General features: G+C 50.0%; 13 protein-coding genes. 4 read left to right on the top strand and 9 right to left on the bottom strand.

Translation table 11 applies throughout. The annotated features are described in order from the left end of the window. Window positions 1-128: 128 nt before the first annotated feature. Window positions 129-1,793 (bottom strand): methyl-accepting chemotaxis protein, encoded by a 1,665-nt coding sequence (locus tag BZG25_RS01830; protein ID WP_197075719.1) that lies wholly within the window; start codon window positions 1,791-1,793, stop codon window positions 129-131. Between the two features lie 273 nt (window positions 1,794-2,066). Between BZG25_RS01830 and BZG25_RS01825 the strand changes: the two genes are divergently transcribed. Further along, entirely contained in the window at window positions 2,067-3,407 is a 1,341-nt protein-coding gene (locus BZG25_RS01825; protein WP_197075720.1) for an AarF/ABC1/UbiB kinase family protein, read from the top strand. A gap of 26 nt (window positions 3,408-3,433) precedes the next feature. Here BZG25_RS01825 and BZG25_RS01820 read toward each other — a convergent pair whose 3' ends face one another. Further along, entirely contained in the window at window positions 3,434-4,375 is a 942-nt protein-coding gene (locus BZG25_RS01820; RefSeq protein WP_046073278.1) for a Gfo/Idh/MocA family protein, read from the bottom strand. Window positions 4,376-4,475: 100 nt separating this feature from the next. Here BZG25_RS01820 and BZG25_RS01815 point away from each other — a divergent pair, with 100 nt between their 5' ends. Both BZG25_RS01815 and BZG25_RS01810 read left to right on the top strand, forming a co-directional pair. Then, window positions 4,476-4,808: a DUF3392 domain-containing protein gene (locus tag BZG25_RS01815; protein ID WP_046073279.1), complete on the top strand. Its 333-nt coding sequence runs from the start codon at window positions 4,476-4,478 to the stop codon at window positions 4,806-4,808. Window positions 4,809-4,965: 157 nt separating this feature from the next. Beyond that, window positions 4,966-6,243 carry a DASH family cryptochrome gene (locus BZG25_RS01810; protein ID WP_046073280.1) on the top strand — a complete coding sequence of 426 codons (1,278 nt, stop codon included), beginning with the start codon at window positions 4,966-4,968 and terminating at the stop codon, window positions 6,241-6,243. A gap of 18 nt (window positions 6,244-6,261) precedes the next feature. Here the strand turns inward: BZG25_RS01810 and BZG25_RS01805 are convergent, their stop codons facing one another. From BZG25_RS01805 to BZG25_RS01795, 3 genes are all read right to left on the bottom strand, one after another. After that, complete coding sequence (locus tag BZG25_RS01805) at window positions 6,262-6,903, bottom strand: triacylglycerol lipase (protein ID WP_077577835.1); 642 nt, start codon at window positions 6,901-6,903, stop codon at window positions 6,262-6,264. A 185-nt stretch (window positions 6,904-7,088) separates the two neighbouring features. Beyond that, window positions 7,089-8,459: a YjiH family protein gene (locus tag BZG25_RS01800; RefSeq protein WP_241828633.1), complete on the bottom strand. Its 1,371-nt coding sequence runs from the start codon at window positions 8,457-8,459 to the stop codon at window positions 7,089-7,091. A gap of 345 nt (window positions 8,460-8,804) precedes the next feature. Then, complete coding sequence (locus BZG25_RS01795) at window positions 8,805-9,647, bottom strand: hypothetical protein (protein ID WP_077577837.1); 843 nt, start codon at window positions 9,645-9,647, stop codon at window positions 8,805-8,807. Window positions 9,648-9,847: 200 nt separating this feature from the next. Between BZG25_RS01795 and BZG25_RS01790 the strand changes: the two genes are divergently transcribed. Beyond that, window positions 9,848-10,183 carry a DUF440 family protein gene (locus tag BZG25_RS01790; RefSeq protein WP_046073283.1) on the top strand — a complete coding sequence of 112 codons (336 nt, stop codon included), beginning with the start codon at window positions 9,848-9,850 and terminating at the stop codon, window positions 10,181-10,183. 89 nt (window positions 10,184-10,272) lie between these two features. On the opposite strand, the gene emrD is transcribed toward BZG25_RS01790, so the two are convergent. The 4 genes from emrD to BZG25_RS01770 all read right to left on the bottom strand — a co-directional run bounded on the left by emrD (window position 10,273) and on the right by BZG25_RS01770 (window position 13,561). After that, entirely contained in the window at window positions 10,273-11,481 is a 1,209-nt protein-coding gene (gene emrD / locus BZG25_RS01785; RefSeq protein ID WP_077577838.1) for a multidrug efflux MFS transporter EmrD, read from the bottom strand. Between the two features lie 191 nt (window positions 11,482-11,672). Next, window positions 11,673-12,134 carry an isoprenylcysteine carboxylmethyltransferase family protein gene (locus BZG25_RS01780; protein WP_046073285.1) on the bottom strand — a complete coding sequence of 154 codons (462 nt, stop codon included), beginning with the start codon at window positions 12,132-12,134 and terminating at the stop codon, window positions 11,673-11,675. A 106-nt stretch (window positions 12,135-12,240) separates the two neighbouring features. After that, window positions 12,241-12,846 (bottom strand): GTP cyclohydrolase II, encoded by a 606-nt coding sequence (gene ribA / locus BZG25_RS01775; RefSeq protein WP_046073286.1) that lies wholly within the window; start codon window positions 12,844-12,846, stop codon window positions 12,241-12,243. Window positions 12,847-13,003: 157 nt separating this feature from the next. Continuing rightward, on the bottom strand, window positions 13,004-13,561 hold the full coding sequence (locus BZG25_RS01770; RefSeq protein ID WP_077577839.1) for a sugar O-acetyltransferase: 558 nt from the start codon (window positions 13,559-13,561) through the stop codon (window positions 13,004-13,006). Window position 13,562 lies beyond the last annotated feature (1 nt).

Below are 13,562 nucleotides of genomic sequence, written 5' to 3'. Positions count from 1 at the left end.
TTCTAGGCAAACGTTTGCGTCAGCATAATACCGCTAAAATTGCTATTGTAAAGCGAAAGGACGCTTGCGGTAAGCGTCCTTTATGACTTTTTATCCCATGTGCCGAGAATAGTGATCATGCTATTGGCTTAGGCGACTTTAAATTGCCCCACCAAGGTATCGAGATCTTGACCCAGTGAGCTCAGCTCTTCCGCCGCGTGTGACGATGCCTCACTCGAGTTCAATAAGCTAGCGACAATGTCACGAATCGATACCAGATTACGATGAATATCTTCCGTGACCGTGGTTTGCTCTGACGCCGCACTGGCAATTTGCGAGGTCATATCGTTCACTTGCGAAAACGCCGCACTCACCGAGGTGATTCGCTCGCCAATTTGCGCTGAAATCGTTGCCATGCTTTGGCACTCTTGATCGCTGTCGGCAATGGTTTTCACGGCACTATCCACATGCACGTGTAGACCATCAAGCATGTCACGGATCTCATGGGTACTGGTTTGAGTGCGACTGGCCAAGGTGCGCACTTCATCGGCCACCACCGCAAAGCCTCTCCCCTGCTCACCCGCGCGAGCGGCTTCAATCGCCGCGTTCAGCGCCAATAGATTGGTTTGCTCAGCAATCTCACCAATCACGGACAGTACCGAGGTAATTTTATCCGACTGAGCTTTAAGTTGATCCACCTGCCCGCTCGACTCGCTCATTTTCGCTACCAACTTCTCGACCGATGCCTCTGATTCACGCACTTGCGCCTGAGCATTTTGCGCATCTTGGGTGGCAGAGGTGGCGGCATCAGCCACCTGTGTCGTGTTTTGTGCCACTTCTTGCGCAGCAGAGCTCATCTCTGTCACCGCGGTGACCACTTGCTCGGTCTCGTTATCATGGGTTTGTAGTTTTTCAGCCACTGCGGATGTTTGCTGAGCCATATCACAGGCGGTGCTGTTTACTTGCGCCGTGACTTGCGCGACGCGCTGAATGGTGTGCTGCAGCTTCTCTACAAAGCGATTAAAGGCATGACCGAGTTGGGCGATTTCATCATAGCCATGTACGTGCAAACGCTGAGTGAGATCGCCCTCACCGCTAGCAATATCATTAAGCTTATCAAGCATGTTTTTCACCGGCTCACCAATACGCTGCGCAAACCAGCTCACCAGCAACACCGTGATAATCACTGTGCTTATCCCCAACAGGGTTAAACGGAAAATTTGTGCATCCAGGGTTTGCTCTGCGTCGGTGCGATAGGCAGCAACCTCTTGCTCAATGTCATCGGTGTAGGCGCCAGTGCCTAATAGCCATTGACCATTATTCACCATTACCGCATAGCCTATTTTATCAATCAGCGCATCGGTACCCGGCTTATCAAACATAAAATTAAAGTAGCCATCGCCACGTTGTGCCGCCTCGAGTAACCCTTGAATCACCTTATTGCCTTTAGGATCGGTAAAATCAATCAGGTTTTTTCCTTCAAGCGCCGGTTTAACAGGGTGAAACACATTGATCCCCTGTTTGTTGTAAATAAAAAAGTAACCCGTCTCGCCAAACTGCACATCAGTAAGCGCCGTTTTCACCTCAGCCAAGCGAGCCTCACTGGTGCCTGGGTTAAGACGCTTAACGATGTTCTCCGCTACCTGAGTCACTTCTTTGAGTTGTTTTTTACGCTCGTTGACCAACTTCTCCCGAAACGTGGCAATGTTTTCTTCTATTAACGCCTGTTCGTTATAGGCCGTGACCGCACTCATAATCAGCATTGAGGCGATCAGTGGCACGATGGCAAGTAGCAGTATTTTCGTTTTAAACATCAGCTTCATTGGCAATTACCCTACAGACTAACTTTGTAAGCAAATGCTACTACTTAACTAGACAGTCAAAAATATAAACTGCTGTTTTATTTGATCTAAACGCGATTTCACCCCCGAGGCTGTGACCCGGGTTGGAATGTCATGTAAATGGAAAGGTCTTTGCCATATCGTGGTGTGGATTTGGCTCGTTAACTCGCATCTTTGTGAGCGCGAGCAACTCGTCCCACCAAACCATTCCGCTGTTCGTCGCGTATTCTTAGGAGGATTCAGGAGGTGGCTATGAAAAATCGTAAAGTGCCGCATGGTAAGTTTTCTCGCTTTGGTGCACTGGCTTCGTTGGCGGGGCGTGTGGCGTCGAATGTGGCGTGGGAAGGTACCAAACAGTTTGCCCAGGGCAATCGGCCGAGTCGTAAGGATTTGGTGATGTCGCCGGCCAATATTGCCCACGTGGCGGACAAACTGGCGGACTTACGTGGAGCGGCGATGAAGGTCGGTCAATTGTTGTCAATGGATGCGGGGGATTTGATTCCGCCAGAGCTCAGCGATCTGCTCGCCCGTTTGCGTAATAATGCCACTCCCATGCCACCGGCGCAGCTCAAAGCGGTGCTTAATGAAGAGCTGGGCGACAATTGGCAGGCTGAGTTCACCCACTTTCGTTTTTCGCCCATCGCGTCAGCGTCGATAGGCCAAGTGCACGAGGCCTATACCGATGCCGGTGAAAAAGTAGCGGTAAAGGTGCAATACCCGCGCATCAAAGACAGCATTGATAGCGATGTGGATAATGTGATCACCCTACTGCGCTTAAGTGGCCTGATCCCCAAAGAAGCGAATTACCAAGCCTTACTCGATGAAGCCAAGCAACAACTACATGATGAAGCCGATTACGGCAAAGAGGCACAAGCATTGACTCGGTTTGGCGACCATTTGAAAAATGCCAACGGTTTGGTGGTGCCAAGGGTTCACTCAGCCCTTACCTCAGATCGCATTCTCACCATGAGCTATATGGCAGGAGAGCCGATTGAGCAACTCAACAAGGCTTCAGAGACGATTCGTCACCGCGTGATCAGTCGTTTATTCCAGTTGCTGTTTGAGGAAGTCTTTGTGTTTGGCGAGGTCCAAACCGATCCTAACTTTGCCAACTATTTGTATCAGCCCGATACCGGACGCGTCGTGTTGCTCGATTTTGGCGCCACCCGTCAGTATGCCCCGACGTTTACCGATGGCTATCGCAAACTATTTTTAGCGGCGATTGAAAAAGACAACGCAGGGATTGAGGTGGCACTAACCCAAATTGGCTTTTTTGCCGAGCACATCTTGCCAGAGCAAAAAGCCAGTGTGCTGGAGCTTGTGAACACGGCTTGTGAACCGATTGCGACGGATGCGCCATTTAACTTTGGCGACGCCGATTTGGCAACGCGTTTACGTAACCGTGGGATGGCGCTGAGTATGGAACAAGGCTATTGGCACACGCCACCGGCGGATGCACTGTTTTTACATCGTAAAATTGCGGGGTTATATTTGCTGGCGGCCAAGTTAAACGTGAGCTTTAATGTCCGCCAGTTGTTATTGCCCTATTTAATCCACTCGCATACGGATAATCCGGTCGAAGCGTAAACAGCCACAGCGTGCTGCGCGTGGGACTAGGGGCTATCGCGCAGCGCTTCACAATAGGCGACCAAATCTTCCGCGGCCCAGTGGCTCGCCACATTACGAGCGGTGAGAGCAGCATCAACCCGCCCTTCGCTGACCACCTCAAACCAATGGCTGAGCATAGCCGCAAAACCTTTGCTCGCTTGCATACCCGTCCAATCTGGCAAGGTAAGCTGTGTGGTGACGTTGTCTTGCATGCGCGCACCGCGGGTAAAGCCATCAAAGAAATAGCACTCGTTACGATAGGCCGCCGCAATGGTTTCTTTGGTGACCCCATACTGGCGGTTCATGCTGGCCTCAAACAAGCTATTGTCGCGGTGCCAACGCACGTCTAAGCGGCCTAGCAAGCCTTCGCTAAATTGAGCAAACACGTCCAAATCATCAATATTGATGTCACCATGAACGTTTATACTATCGAGTGGATGAATGAAATCATCAAAAATAAAACGACGCGGTGCATCGGGCAGCGCATGACGGTGTTTTTCCCAACGCAGCGATAAAAGGGGTGTGCCCAGTTCGTCTTCGGGGCGCTGGCCATTGAGATGGGTGTTGAGCAAAGGCAAATAACGCCGGTTAAAGCCTGCAAACAAGGGGGTTTGCTGTTGTTCTGCCAAGTTGAATAAGGCTTCAACCTCCGCGCCTGATGGGGCGACAGGTTTATCGACAAACACCGGCACACCTGCTTGCAAGCAGGTACGAATCAAGGCCGCATGCGAGTCGGTGGCGCTGTGGATCATCACTCCATCCACCCCTAATGCTAAGCATTGTTGAATATCACTTGCGGTCTCACTCACTCGGTATTGCGTGGCGAGCGTCGCCAGCTTAGCGTCATCACGGCTGCACAATACCCATTCGAGCCCTGGCCAATTGACCATCAATGGCAAGTAGGCTTTTTGCGCAATGTCCCCTAACCCGATCGATGCGATTTTCATGCCTTCTCCTTACATCGTGCGCTCCCGCGGGCTAAGTCCGCGCTGGAAGTCGCCAGCAGAAATCAGTACTCTAGCCGCATTCTACACAGTGTAAATCGTTATGAATATTTTAATCTCTTGGTTTTCTCAGGCGGGTGCGTGGTTAACGCCATGGCTCAGTGATATTGCAGTGGCAATTGTGGCGTCACTGTTGGTGGTATTTGGCAATGATATTAATCGGACGCTACGCCGTTTATTGACCGGTCATCATTTTATCGTTCGCACTCTGGTATTTGTGGCGATCAATGCCTTTGGTTACGGCGCTTTTATCATTACCGTCTCTCCGTGGCTGGCGCGACAAATGCGCGGATGGCCAGATCATTGGCTCTTTGCCGGTTTGGTCGCCACCTTTGTTTTTATTGGAATGTGGGCGCAACGCCAGCGACAGATCTAGTCTTCGTCCATAACACTCATTCACACCCCCAGCGCGCACTTAGGCGGATGTGAGAGCCCGCATTCATGCTCGTGGTTGGCGAATAGTCACCCAGTTGATCCAATCAAGCAATCCACCCGCAGCCTGTGAGCGTATTGGAGGGAAAAAGGAGATAGGTATGCAACGCGGATTAATGTGGTTTCGCCACGATCTTCGAATACATGATAACCCTGCACTCGCCAATTTAGCCTCGAGCTGCGATCAGCTGACCTGCGTGTTTGTGATTGACCCGAGCTGGTATCGTGCGGATCACTTTCAAAGTAAGCACCTCGGTGCCCCGCGGGAAGCGTTTTTGTGGCAAAGCCTAACCGAACTGCATCGCGCCCTGGATGCGATGGGGCAAAAATTGATTATTCGCACCGGCAAGCCGCTAGAGGTGGTGGCAAATCTGTGTATGGATCATGAGTTTGACCTTATTGGCGTCACCGACCACCCAGGGACACGTGAGCGTCACCAGGTTGATACGCTGGTTGAGCGCTTTCCGCAGCGGGTGGTTGTCTCGGATGCTCACACCTTGTTTACCCAGCATCAGCTGCCGTTTGACTTACCTGAGATCCCGACGACCTTTACTCAATTCCGTAAAGCGGTGGAAAAGCGCGGGATCAAACCACGCTTGCCGTTACCAGTACCTGAGTCATTGCCAGCCCCCATCACAGCGATTAAGTCCGACCCAGCGCCCCTATCTGATCGCCGAATAGCCCCTTATCAAGGCGGTGAAATCGCCGGGCGTGCGCAACTGAATCATTACTTATGGGATACCCATCGTATTCAGCGCTATAAAGAAACGCGCAACGGCCTTGATGGTTGGGATTTCTCGTCACGCTTATCGGCTTGGCTCGCAAACGGCAGTTTGTCCGTACGCTGGGTCGCCGCAGAGCTCGATCGATATGAGCGCAATGTTGAAAAAAACGAGTCAACCTATTGGCTATATTTTGAGCTGTTGTGGCGCGAATATTTCCAATGGATGCTGTATCACTATGGTGCCCGCTTTTTTGCGTTCAAAGGCATTGCCAACAAACGGCCACTCACCACTTTTTATGCCGAAGCCTTTATGGCATGGCGTGAAGGCACGACGTCCTTTCCTATTGTCAATGCGGCGATGCGCCAGCTTAAACAAACCGGATGGCTCTCGAATCGCAGTCGTCAATTGGTGGCCAGCTGCTTAGTCCATGAGTTAGGTGTTGATTGGCGCTATGGCGCAGCATACTTTGAGCAGCAACTGATTGATTTTGATGTAGCGGCTAATTATGGCAATTGGCAATACTTAGCAGGCGTTGGTGCCGATCCGCGCGGCAGCCGCCGGTTTAACCTCGACAAACAAGCCGCGCAATATGACCCCGATGGGACGTTTGTTAATACTTGGGTGGGAACACACGAATCATCCGAACTAAAGTGACCTTATCAAACCATCACTTTAGCCCTCGGCGGCTGGCACAGCCGTCGGCTCATATTGAGCGACTAACTGAATCACACGCTCACTGACCCGCCTTGAAAACAGTAATGCAATGTGGGTCACCGAGTACAGATCGTGACTGGTCATGCCCTCGATTTTGGTTTCTTCGACCAGCACAGTGCCATCGCAGACTTGGTTCTTTAACAACAGCGCCGCGGGTCCCCAGGGGCAATCGCCGGCAAGGCTATGTAACGGCGGAAGATTCTTCCAAGGCCTGACCTTGTCAGGGATAAGCATGTCTTCGCTACGTTGAAACAACCAGCCGCCCCACCCCAGATCGCCAAAAATACTTGCTAACTTAGCGCCTTGATGCGGCGTGCCCAAAGTGATCACCGCGCGAACATCGAGAGGCGGTCTATCACACCGCTTTGTGCTCTGTTCCAAGTAACGGCGAATAATGAGTCCGCCCATCGAATGGCCAATCAAGATCGCTGGCTGGTCGCCAACAAACGCATCGATTTTGGCGGTGATACCCTCTAGGTCCGGATTGAGCGTATTATACGAAACATTCAGCACCTGGTGCCCATGTTTTTCTAAGCGCTCGCACAGCGGAATCAAAAAAACACCGTGCATGTATAACCCATGAAGAGTGACTATTTTCATCCCGCCTCCCATTAGCCGCTGCGTTCAGCATACCAATATATGTCCCTTTCTGCCCATAGGTGGTTGATACAACCGAGGGCTTGCATCACAACAACGAGGACGCGTTAACAAAAAAACGCCCCACAAAAAGTGAGGCGTTGATGATGTAAGGAGGACGCGCATAGCGGCTTATGCGTAGCGCCTAATTAGAAAATCAGGTGAGCAATCCCTGCGATAACAGGCAGAGTGACTAGCGTACGTAAAATAAAGATCACGAACAGCTCCCACAGCTTGACTGGGATTTTGCTTCCCAGTAATAAGGCACCCACTTCCGAGATATAAATCAACTGGGTCACCGATACCGTAGCAATCACAAAACGGGTCATTTCACTGTCGATTTCTGCGGCTAAAATGGCAGGAATAAACATGTCTGCAAAACCAATCACCATGGTCTCAGAGGCTTTCACCGCATCAGGGATATGCAATAGTTCAAGCAGTGGCACAAAGGGCGCCCCTAGGATGCTAAACACATCGGTGTACTCAGCGACCATCAACGCCGCCGTACCAATTGCCATCACAACTGGCAACACACCTAACACCATATCGACGGCGTTTTGTACGCCTTCTTTTAGCACACTGCTTACCGAGCGAATTTTCTCGGCACGTGTCAGAGCACAGTGCAGTCCATAGCTCAGCGTATTGTGGCCAGCCGGTAGGACTTCATCATTGGTTTCACGCTCAGAGTTATCGATAAGCGCATCTTTTTTCCAGCTCAGAGGAGGAAGACGAGGAACGATGATCGCCGCCGCAATCCCAGCTAAACAGACGGTGAGATAGAACCAAGCAAACATGTGCATCAAGTCGACTTGCGCTATCACCACCAAACTAAAGCTGATTGAAACCGCAGAGAACGTCGTGCCAACCACTGCCGCTTCACGCTGGGTATAAAAACCTTGCTCATATTGTTTACTGGTCATCAAGATACCGACGCTGCCATCGCCCAACCAAGAGGCAGCACAGTCGACCGCAGAGCGCCCCGGCAGACCGAATAACGGACGCATTACCTTGGTGAAAATAGCACCAAGCAGCTCGAGCAAGCCGAAACTTGTCAGTAGCGGCAGTAATAGACCAGCGAAAATAAACACGGATAACAAGGTAGGCAATAGCTCATTGAGCACAAAGGCCCCCGTTGTTTCACCCATGATGACTGACGAGCCAAAACCATAAAACGCCATTACGATGAAGGCGGCACCGAAAACACGGGTGACAAGCCACACCGGAGAGACATTAAACAAACCATTAAGAAAGCCATTTCGCATGATAACGGCAGGCTTGGTCAGCGTAACCAACACTGAAACGACGGCACTCAACACCACTAAGGCAGTGACGACCGCTGTTGCACTGTTACCTAGTAAGTCCAAGACACTGCTCGCCATTACCGCAATCGGGATGGTGACGCTGTCACCGAAACTGACTGGCGTCATAAAAAGGAACAACCCCAATAATGATGGGATTGCGAACATCAGAATATTTCTCATCGAAGGTGACTTCGTAGAGAGAGTGTCAGTTTTTTGCATACGTCTGAATCCTGAATTTTTATTTATCTCACCGCGAGCATCAACGCCTTTGCTGATTAATTATTCACTCACTGTGACTAACTGGCATGCAGATTATCGAATCATACACAGGATGTAAATAACTATTTAGTCATAAATACTGAATAAATACACCCTAAAAGCAGATTACACATGCCTACTGGTGGTTTTATAGTTCAACAAACCATCTTTTGTGAAAAGTTTGTTACACCGTTTTATTGACCAAGATCAGATTCTGTTACTCACTTGTAGGGAATGAGGCGGGTTAGCTCACAGAATACGCTTAATATTCAAGCGTCCAACGCCAGCATCGTTGCCAAACGCTAGTTAACCAATTTTAAAGTCAATGCGCGCATATTCTTTGATCAACCAATCGCCAAAGTCATTGAGGAGGGTCATGACAGCACGTTTTTTTACCGGTTTGCGCTCTAGCAGGATAAAAAGTCGCTCAATCGCCATTTTTTTATCCGGGTAGTGTTTAATAAAAGCATCCGCACACTCGTTGAGTGATTCACTCCACTGCGCTTCTTTATGAAGTACCAAACCAAATGCACCGCGTATCAGGGTGTCTGCAATCGCTTGTGCGGTATTGAGCTGAGTGTTCCATGTGGTAGCGGCGGTGATTTTTTGTTTGGCACGCGCGAGTTTGTCAGAGATATCTGGATTCATCGCCTTCGCCACCTCCCAGCTGGCTTCAAACAAACCAAAACTAACCGATAAGTCTTGGCCATAGAGGCAAATGGCTCTGTGTTTAAAAAAGAATCCCCAGTGAAAGACTTGTGAGAGATCTCTAACATGTGACACGGTCACGATATCGATATGGCAATCACTGATCACCTTGCTATGACTGGTTTTTAATCGCCATAGCAAGGTGTTTAATGCGTTCGATTGATCAAGCGTCAGGGCGTGTTGGCACACCACAGTCAGCGATAGCACGCTGTCTTTCACCACGGCTCGCCGCCAAACAATATCTCCACTCACGTAGACGCTGTGAAGCCGCTTGCCGAGCAAGCCACGTAGTTGCTTCACCGCTTTAATCATCACGGGGATAAATTCAGATTGAAACGGGGCACGCCGGTCGGGCTCCGGTAAATAAGCGTTTCTGGATTGCAACTGAGTCACGACTTTCACACAGGTTTGAGTACGCGCGCTATTGTTGGTCATCTGCATAAACAAATCAACGCTCTAACTGTGGGTCTGCTTTTATTTTAGCCGGAGGTTGTCTATTTGACCATGAGAGCCGTCGGTTGAGAGGACAAACACGGATACGCTTTAGATACCTCTTTGTGCAGGTCAACCGATACGGCGCGGCTGAGATACCCCTTACAGCATGGTATAATGCGCATACATACAGACAACGAGAGCTTACCATGACGCAAGAGAATCAACTCAGCTTGGAGACCGTGCTAGAGATCGCGTTCGAGATTTTTGCCGAAACGGCCCCAGACAACTTGGAGTTCGACGATTTAATGCTCTATGAATCACGCTTTGAAGAAGAAGGGGGCGCTGTGGTGGTTGAGGTAAACAATGATTGGCCAGAGCATGTGGGAGCGGATGTTGACTTATCTCAGTGTGCCGAGGTGCAAATGGGTATAGCTGGCGCTGAGGTGCTAGATGAAGTCTTTGTTCGTATGCTCATCAGCCGAGACCCAGATAATAAATTCTGTCATTTATTGTGGAAGCGCAGCCCAACACAGATCCACTAGCCCTGCCCCACAGAATAACGGCAGCGATAGGTGCTGCCGTTGTGGATGCGAACTGGCGCTGACTTCATTGGATAATACCGGTTGAATGATTACAGTACGGTCACTGAGTCCGCGTCATCATGGGCGTGAGCGCGATAACTGATGACCAGTCCCAAGCTTGCCAGCGTCGCCAATGTCAGCATGATTACCCCTAATGATAATTGGCTAGCCACACCGAAACTACTGGCGACGAGTGTTACCAGCCCTGCCAATAGATTTTGCGCGCCGCCAAGAATTGCCCCTGCCGTGCCAGCATGGTAAGGAAAAGGACTAATCGCTCCTGTACTGGCTGCCGGAAAGAGAATACCTGCACCAGCAAAATAGACACAGCCGCCACCCACTAACGCATAGAGTGAAACATCACCGAGCATACCGGGTAATCCTATGATGCCTGCCCCCAACAACGCTAAGACACTGCCCAATGTCAGGGTGGGATAATACCCCATACTTTCGGAAAGCCGGCTCGACAACCCTGACCCGACTAAGTATGCCGGCAGAGGGACAACAAACAGCAAACTGATCACACTCGGAGACAACGCTAACGCATCTGACATGATCACACCTGCCGCCGCCTCGAATAAAGATACACCGGAAAAAACGGTAATTAAGCACAGCAAATACCCTTTAAATTGATGTGATCGCATAACATGACGATAGCGCGCACCAAAATGACCAGGTTGGCGTAAATCGGCAGGCAAAGTCTCGCTAAACCGCCAAGCCATGACTGTATAAACCAAGACACCGAGTAACAATAAAAAGAAGTAGCTGGCACGCCAATGTAGGGCCTCGGTTAACCCTCCTCCTAGAAGCGGAGCCACTAAGGGAGAAAAGATCAGTCCCATACTAACTAGGCTATTGGCGCGGTGCAGTTTGGCCCCGGAAAAACAATCTCGGGTTAAGGTGCGCGCCATGGCGCCGCCGCAGCCAATGCCCGCGCCTTGAACCATACTGCCCAGTAAAAATACGGCAAAGGAGGTGGCCAACAAGGTGATAGCCGTCCCGACTAAAAACAATGCCAACCCAAACAAAATAACCGGCTTACGACCGATGCGATCGGAGACAGGGCCATAGACAAACTGCGATAAACCATAAGGAATAAGATAACAAGCCATCACCGCTTGTAACCAAGCGGGTGATACAGCGAAGTCGTCTGCCATTGCACCGATGGATGGGACATACATGGTTTGGGTCATTTGCCCAACAGCCGCTAATAGAACGATCAATAGCAATAGCTTGCCCATAGGCATTGCCGAGGACATACCAGCACTCCTAAAAATAATTATGCGAAAATAAGTAAGAAATAGGTATCGAGGTTGAGGGTAAAGGCCTAGCCCACCTAGCCACCTAATGATAGACAGGCGAATGATAGGCTTTAAGAGAGAGTGTGGCAATCAGAGTTGAGAATAACGATCCCGATTCTTTATTATATTAAAGATTAGTTTTTCTAATCCTAAAGCCAGCGTCGGACACGAGCTACATAAGCGTCAAAATCATCTGGCCATTGGCGTGATAAACGGGCTTCTTCAGCAGGAATAAATGTGGCGGATAGGTAGGCCATAAAAGCGGGAATCATCCCCCAGCACCATAGCGCATTAAAATAAAGCCCAGCTGCGGCGATAATGAGTACCAACGCCAGATACATAGGGTTGCGGGTATAGCGATAGATCCCAGTCGTCACCAGCGCTGAGGGCATTTGCAGCGGATCAAGCGTGGTGTGATGGCGATGAAACGCCCATTTAGCGGCGGCTAATAACCCCACGGCTAACCCCAGAGGCAAGGCAGCCCACATCGGGGCACCCAGTACCAGCGAAAAAGGAAAGAAATGGCTCAGTGATAAACCAATTGCAATCGCAATGAGCATCGCCACGGGAGGCAATGGGGGAAAGAGATAATGCCATGTTTGCACACGCATGACTCGTCCTTGAGCAATGACTGATATAATGGCAATAATGTAGCGAATATAGACAGTGATTGTCACTGCCTGGCTGGCAAATTAGCCAATTTTTAGCGACGAATGTTTAATCTTGCTCAATATTGAGACGGTGCTTACCATGCTCAATCTTTGCCTTAAGATAGTTACGGTTGCCGTCTTTAAGGTGGGCTTTGGTGCCAATCACTTCTTTGAGGGTAACCCCTGCCGCTTGCAGCTCTTCAATCTTTTTGGGGTTATTGGTGATCAAGCGAATACAGTGAGCGTCTAACGCTTTTAGCATCTGCGCCGCTTCGGCAAAATCACGCAAATCATCCGCAAACCCCAAATGGTTGTTCGCTTCATACGTCGTCATCCCTTCGCTTTGTAACTTGTAGGCATCCAGCTTGTTATACAGCCCTATCCCCCGCCCTTCTTGGCGCAAATAAAGAATAATACCGCCATCTTCACCCATCTTTTGGATGGTCTCTTCAAGCTGCTCGCCACAATCGCATCGAGAGGAATGGAAAACATCACCGGTTAAACACTCGGAATGCATGCGAACCAAAGGCGGATCGGCTTTCTTATCGGCTTGTTGGAAAATTAGCGCGACGTGCTCTTGCTCAGACTCTAAACCATGGAAGGAAAGGATCTCTGCTGGGATCTGGCTTCCCACCCCGACTTTCAACGGCACTCGGGCCCTAACTTTAACCATTCTGCGTCTATCTCTTACTGCTGATACCCGATTGAGGGCGCTAACATTACTACACCCACATCAGTATGCCAATTCAAAAATGTTATATTATAACATTTATCGGGAGGATGCGATAAAATCGTATTGGGAGGTATCTGTCACCTTGTCTCTATCCTCATCACTGCAAACGCCGTACCACCGCAGCCGGATTGCCAGCCACAATAGAAAAAGGTTCGATATCCGTATCAACCACTGATCCGGCTTCAATCACTACCCCTTCACCGATTGCCGTGCCTGCTTTTATCACGGTATTTCCCTCGATGATAACGTTATTACCGATGATGACATCCTGAGAGGACTCACATTCACCGCGGGCAATGTCTAGCGGTAATACGCGATGACGCGTGGTATAGATCCCAACGTTGGGGCCAATACTCACGTTATCGCCAATACTGACATGCGCCCCGTCTAAAATGGTGCAATTTGGACCGACGCTAACATTGTTGCCAAGATGAATATTCATCCCGTAATGGCAAAAGAAAGGCGCGTCAATTTCAACGTTATCGCCAACACGGGCGAATAGCTTGGTGGTTACCACCGCTAAACTGGCCGCATCTTCAGGATCGAGCCGGTTAAACTGTTGGCAAAGTCGGCGCGCGGCATATCGAAACAAAGTCAGCTCTTCATCCGCAGGACAATAAGGCAAGCCACGTTGCATTTTTTCAAATTCTGTCATC

The sequence above is a fragment of the Salinivibrio sp. ML198 genome (genome assembly GCF_001996015.1).
GTDB lineage: Bacteria > Pseudomonadota > Gammaproteobacteria > Enterobacterales > Vibrionaceae > Salinivibrio > Salinivibrio siamensis.
The sequence above is the reverse complement of the archived record's forward strand: the minus strand, read 5'-3'. Positions and strand labels throughout refer to the sequence as shown.

Coding starts and splice junctions, on each gene's coding strand:
- BZG25_RS01830 (WP_197075719.1), bottom strand. CDS start 1,793: ATGTTTAAAACGAAAATACTGCTACTTGCCATCGTGCCACTGATCGCC.
- BZG25_RS01820 (WP_046073278.1), bottom strand. CDS start 4,375: ATGAAAATCGCATCGATCGGGTTAGGGGACATTGCGCAAAAAGCCTAC.
- BZG25_RS01815 (WP_046073279.1), top strand. CDS start 4,476: ATGAATATTTTAATCTCTTGGTTTTCTCAGGCGGGTGCGTGGTTAACG.
- BZG25_RS01810 (WP_046073280.1), top strand. CDS start 4,966: ATGCAACGCGGATTAATGTGGTTTCGCCACGATCTTCGAATACATGAT.
- BZG25_RS01805 (WP_077577835.1), bottom strand. CDS start 6,903: ATGAAAATAGTCACTCTTCATGGGTTATACATGCACGGTGTTTTTTTG.
- BZG25_RS01800 (WP_241828633.1), bottom strand. CDS start 8,459: ATGCAAAAAACTGACACTCTCTCTACGAAGTCACCTTCGATGAGAAAT.
- BZG25_RS01795 (WP_077577837.1), bottom strand. CDS start 9,647: ATGCAGATGACCAACAATAGCGCGCGTACTCAAACCTGTGTGAAAGTC.
- BZG25_RS01790 (WP_046073283.1), top strand. CDS start 9,848: ATGACGCAAGAGAATCAACTCAGCTTGGAGACCGTGCTAGAGATCGCG.
- emrD (WP_077577838.1), bottom strand. CDS start 11,481: ATGTCCTCGGCAATGCCTATGGGCAAGCTATTGCTATTGATCGTTCTA.
- BZG25_RS01780 (WP_046073285.1), bottom strand. CDS start 12,134: ATGCGTGTGCAAACATGGCATTATCTCTTTCCCCCATTGCCTCCCGTG.
- ribA (WP_046073286.1), bottom strand. CDS start 12,846: ATGGTTAAAGTTAGGGCCCGAGTGCCGTTGAAAGTCGGGGTGGGAAGC.
- BZG25_RS01770 (WP_077577839.1), bottom strand. CDS start 13,561: ATGACAGAATTTGAAAAAATGCAACGTGGCTTGCCTTATTGTCCTGCG.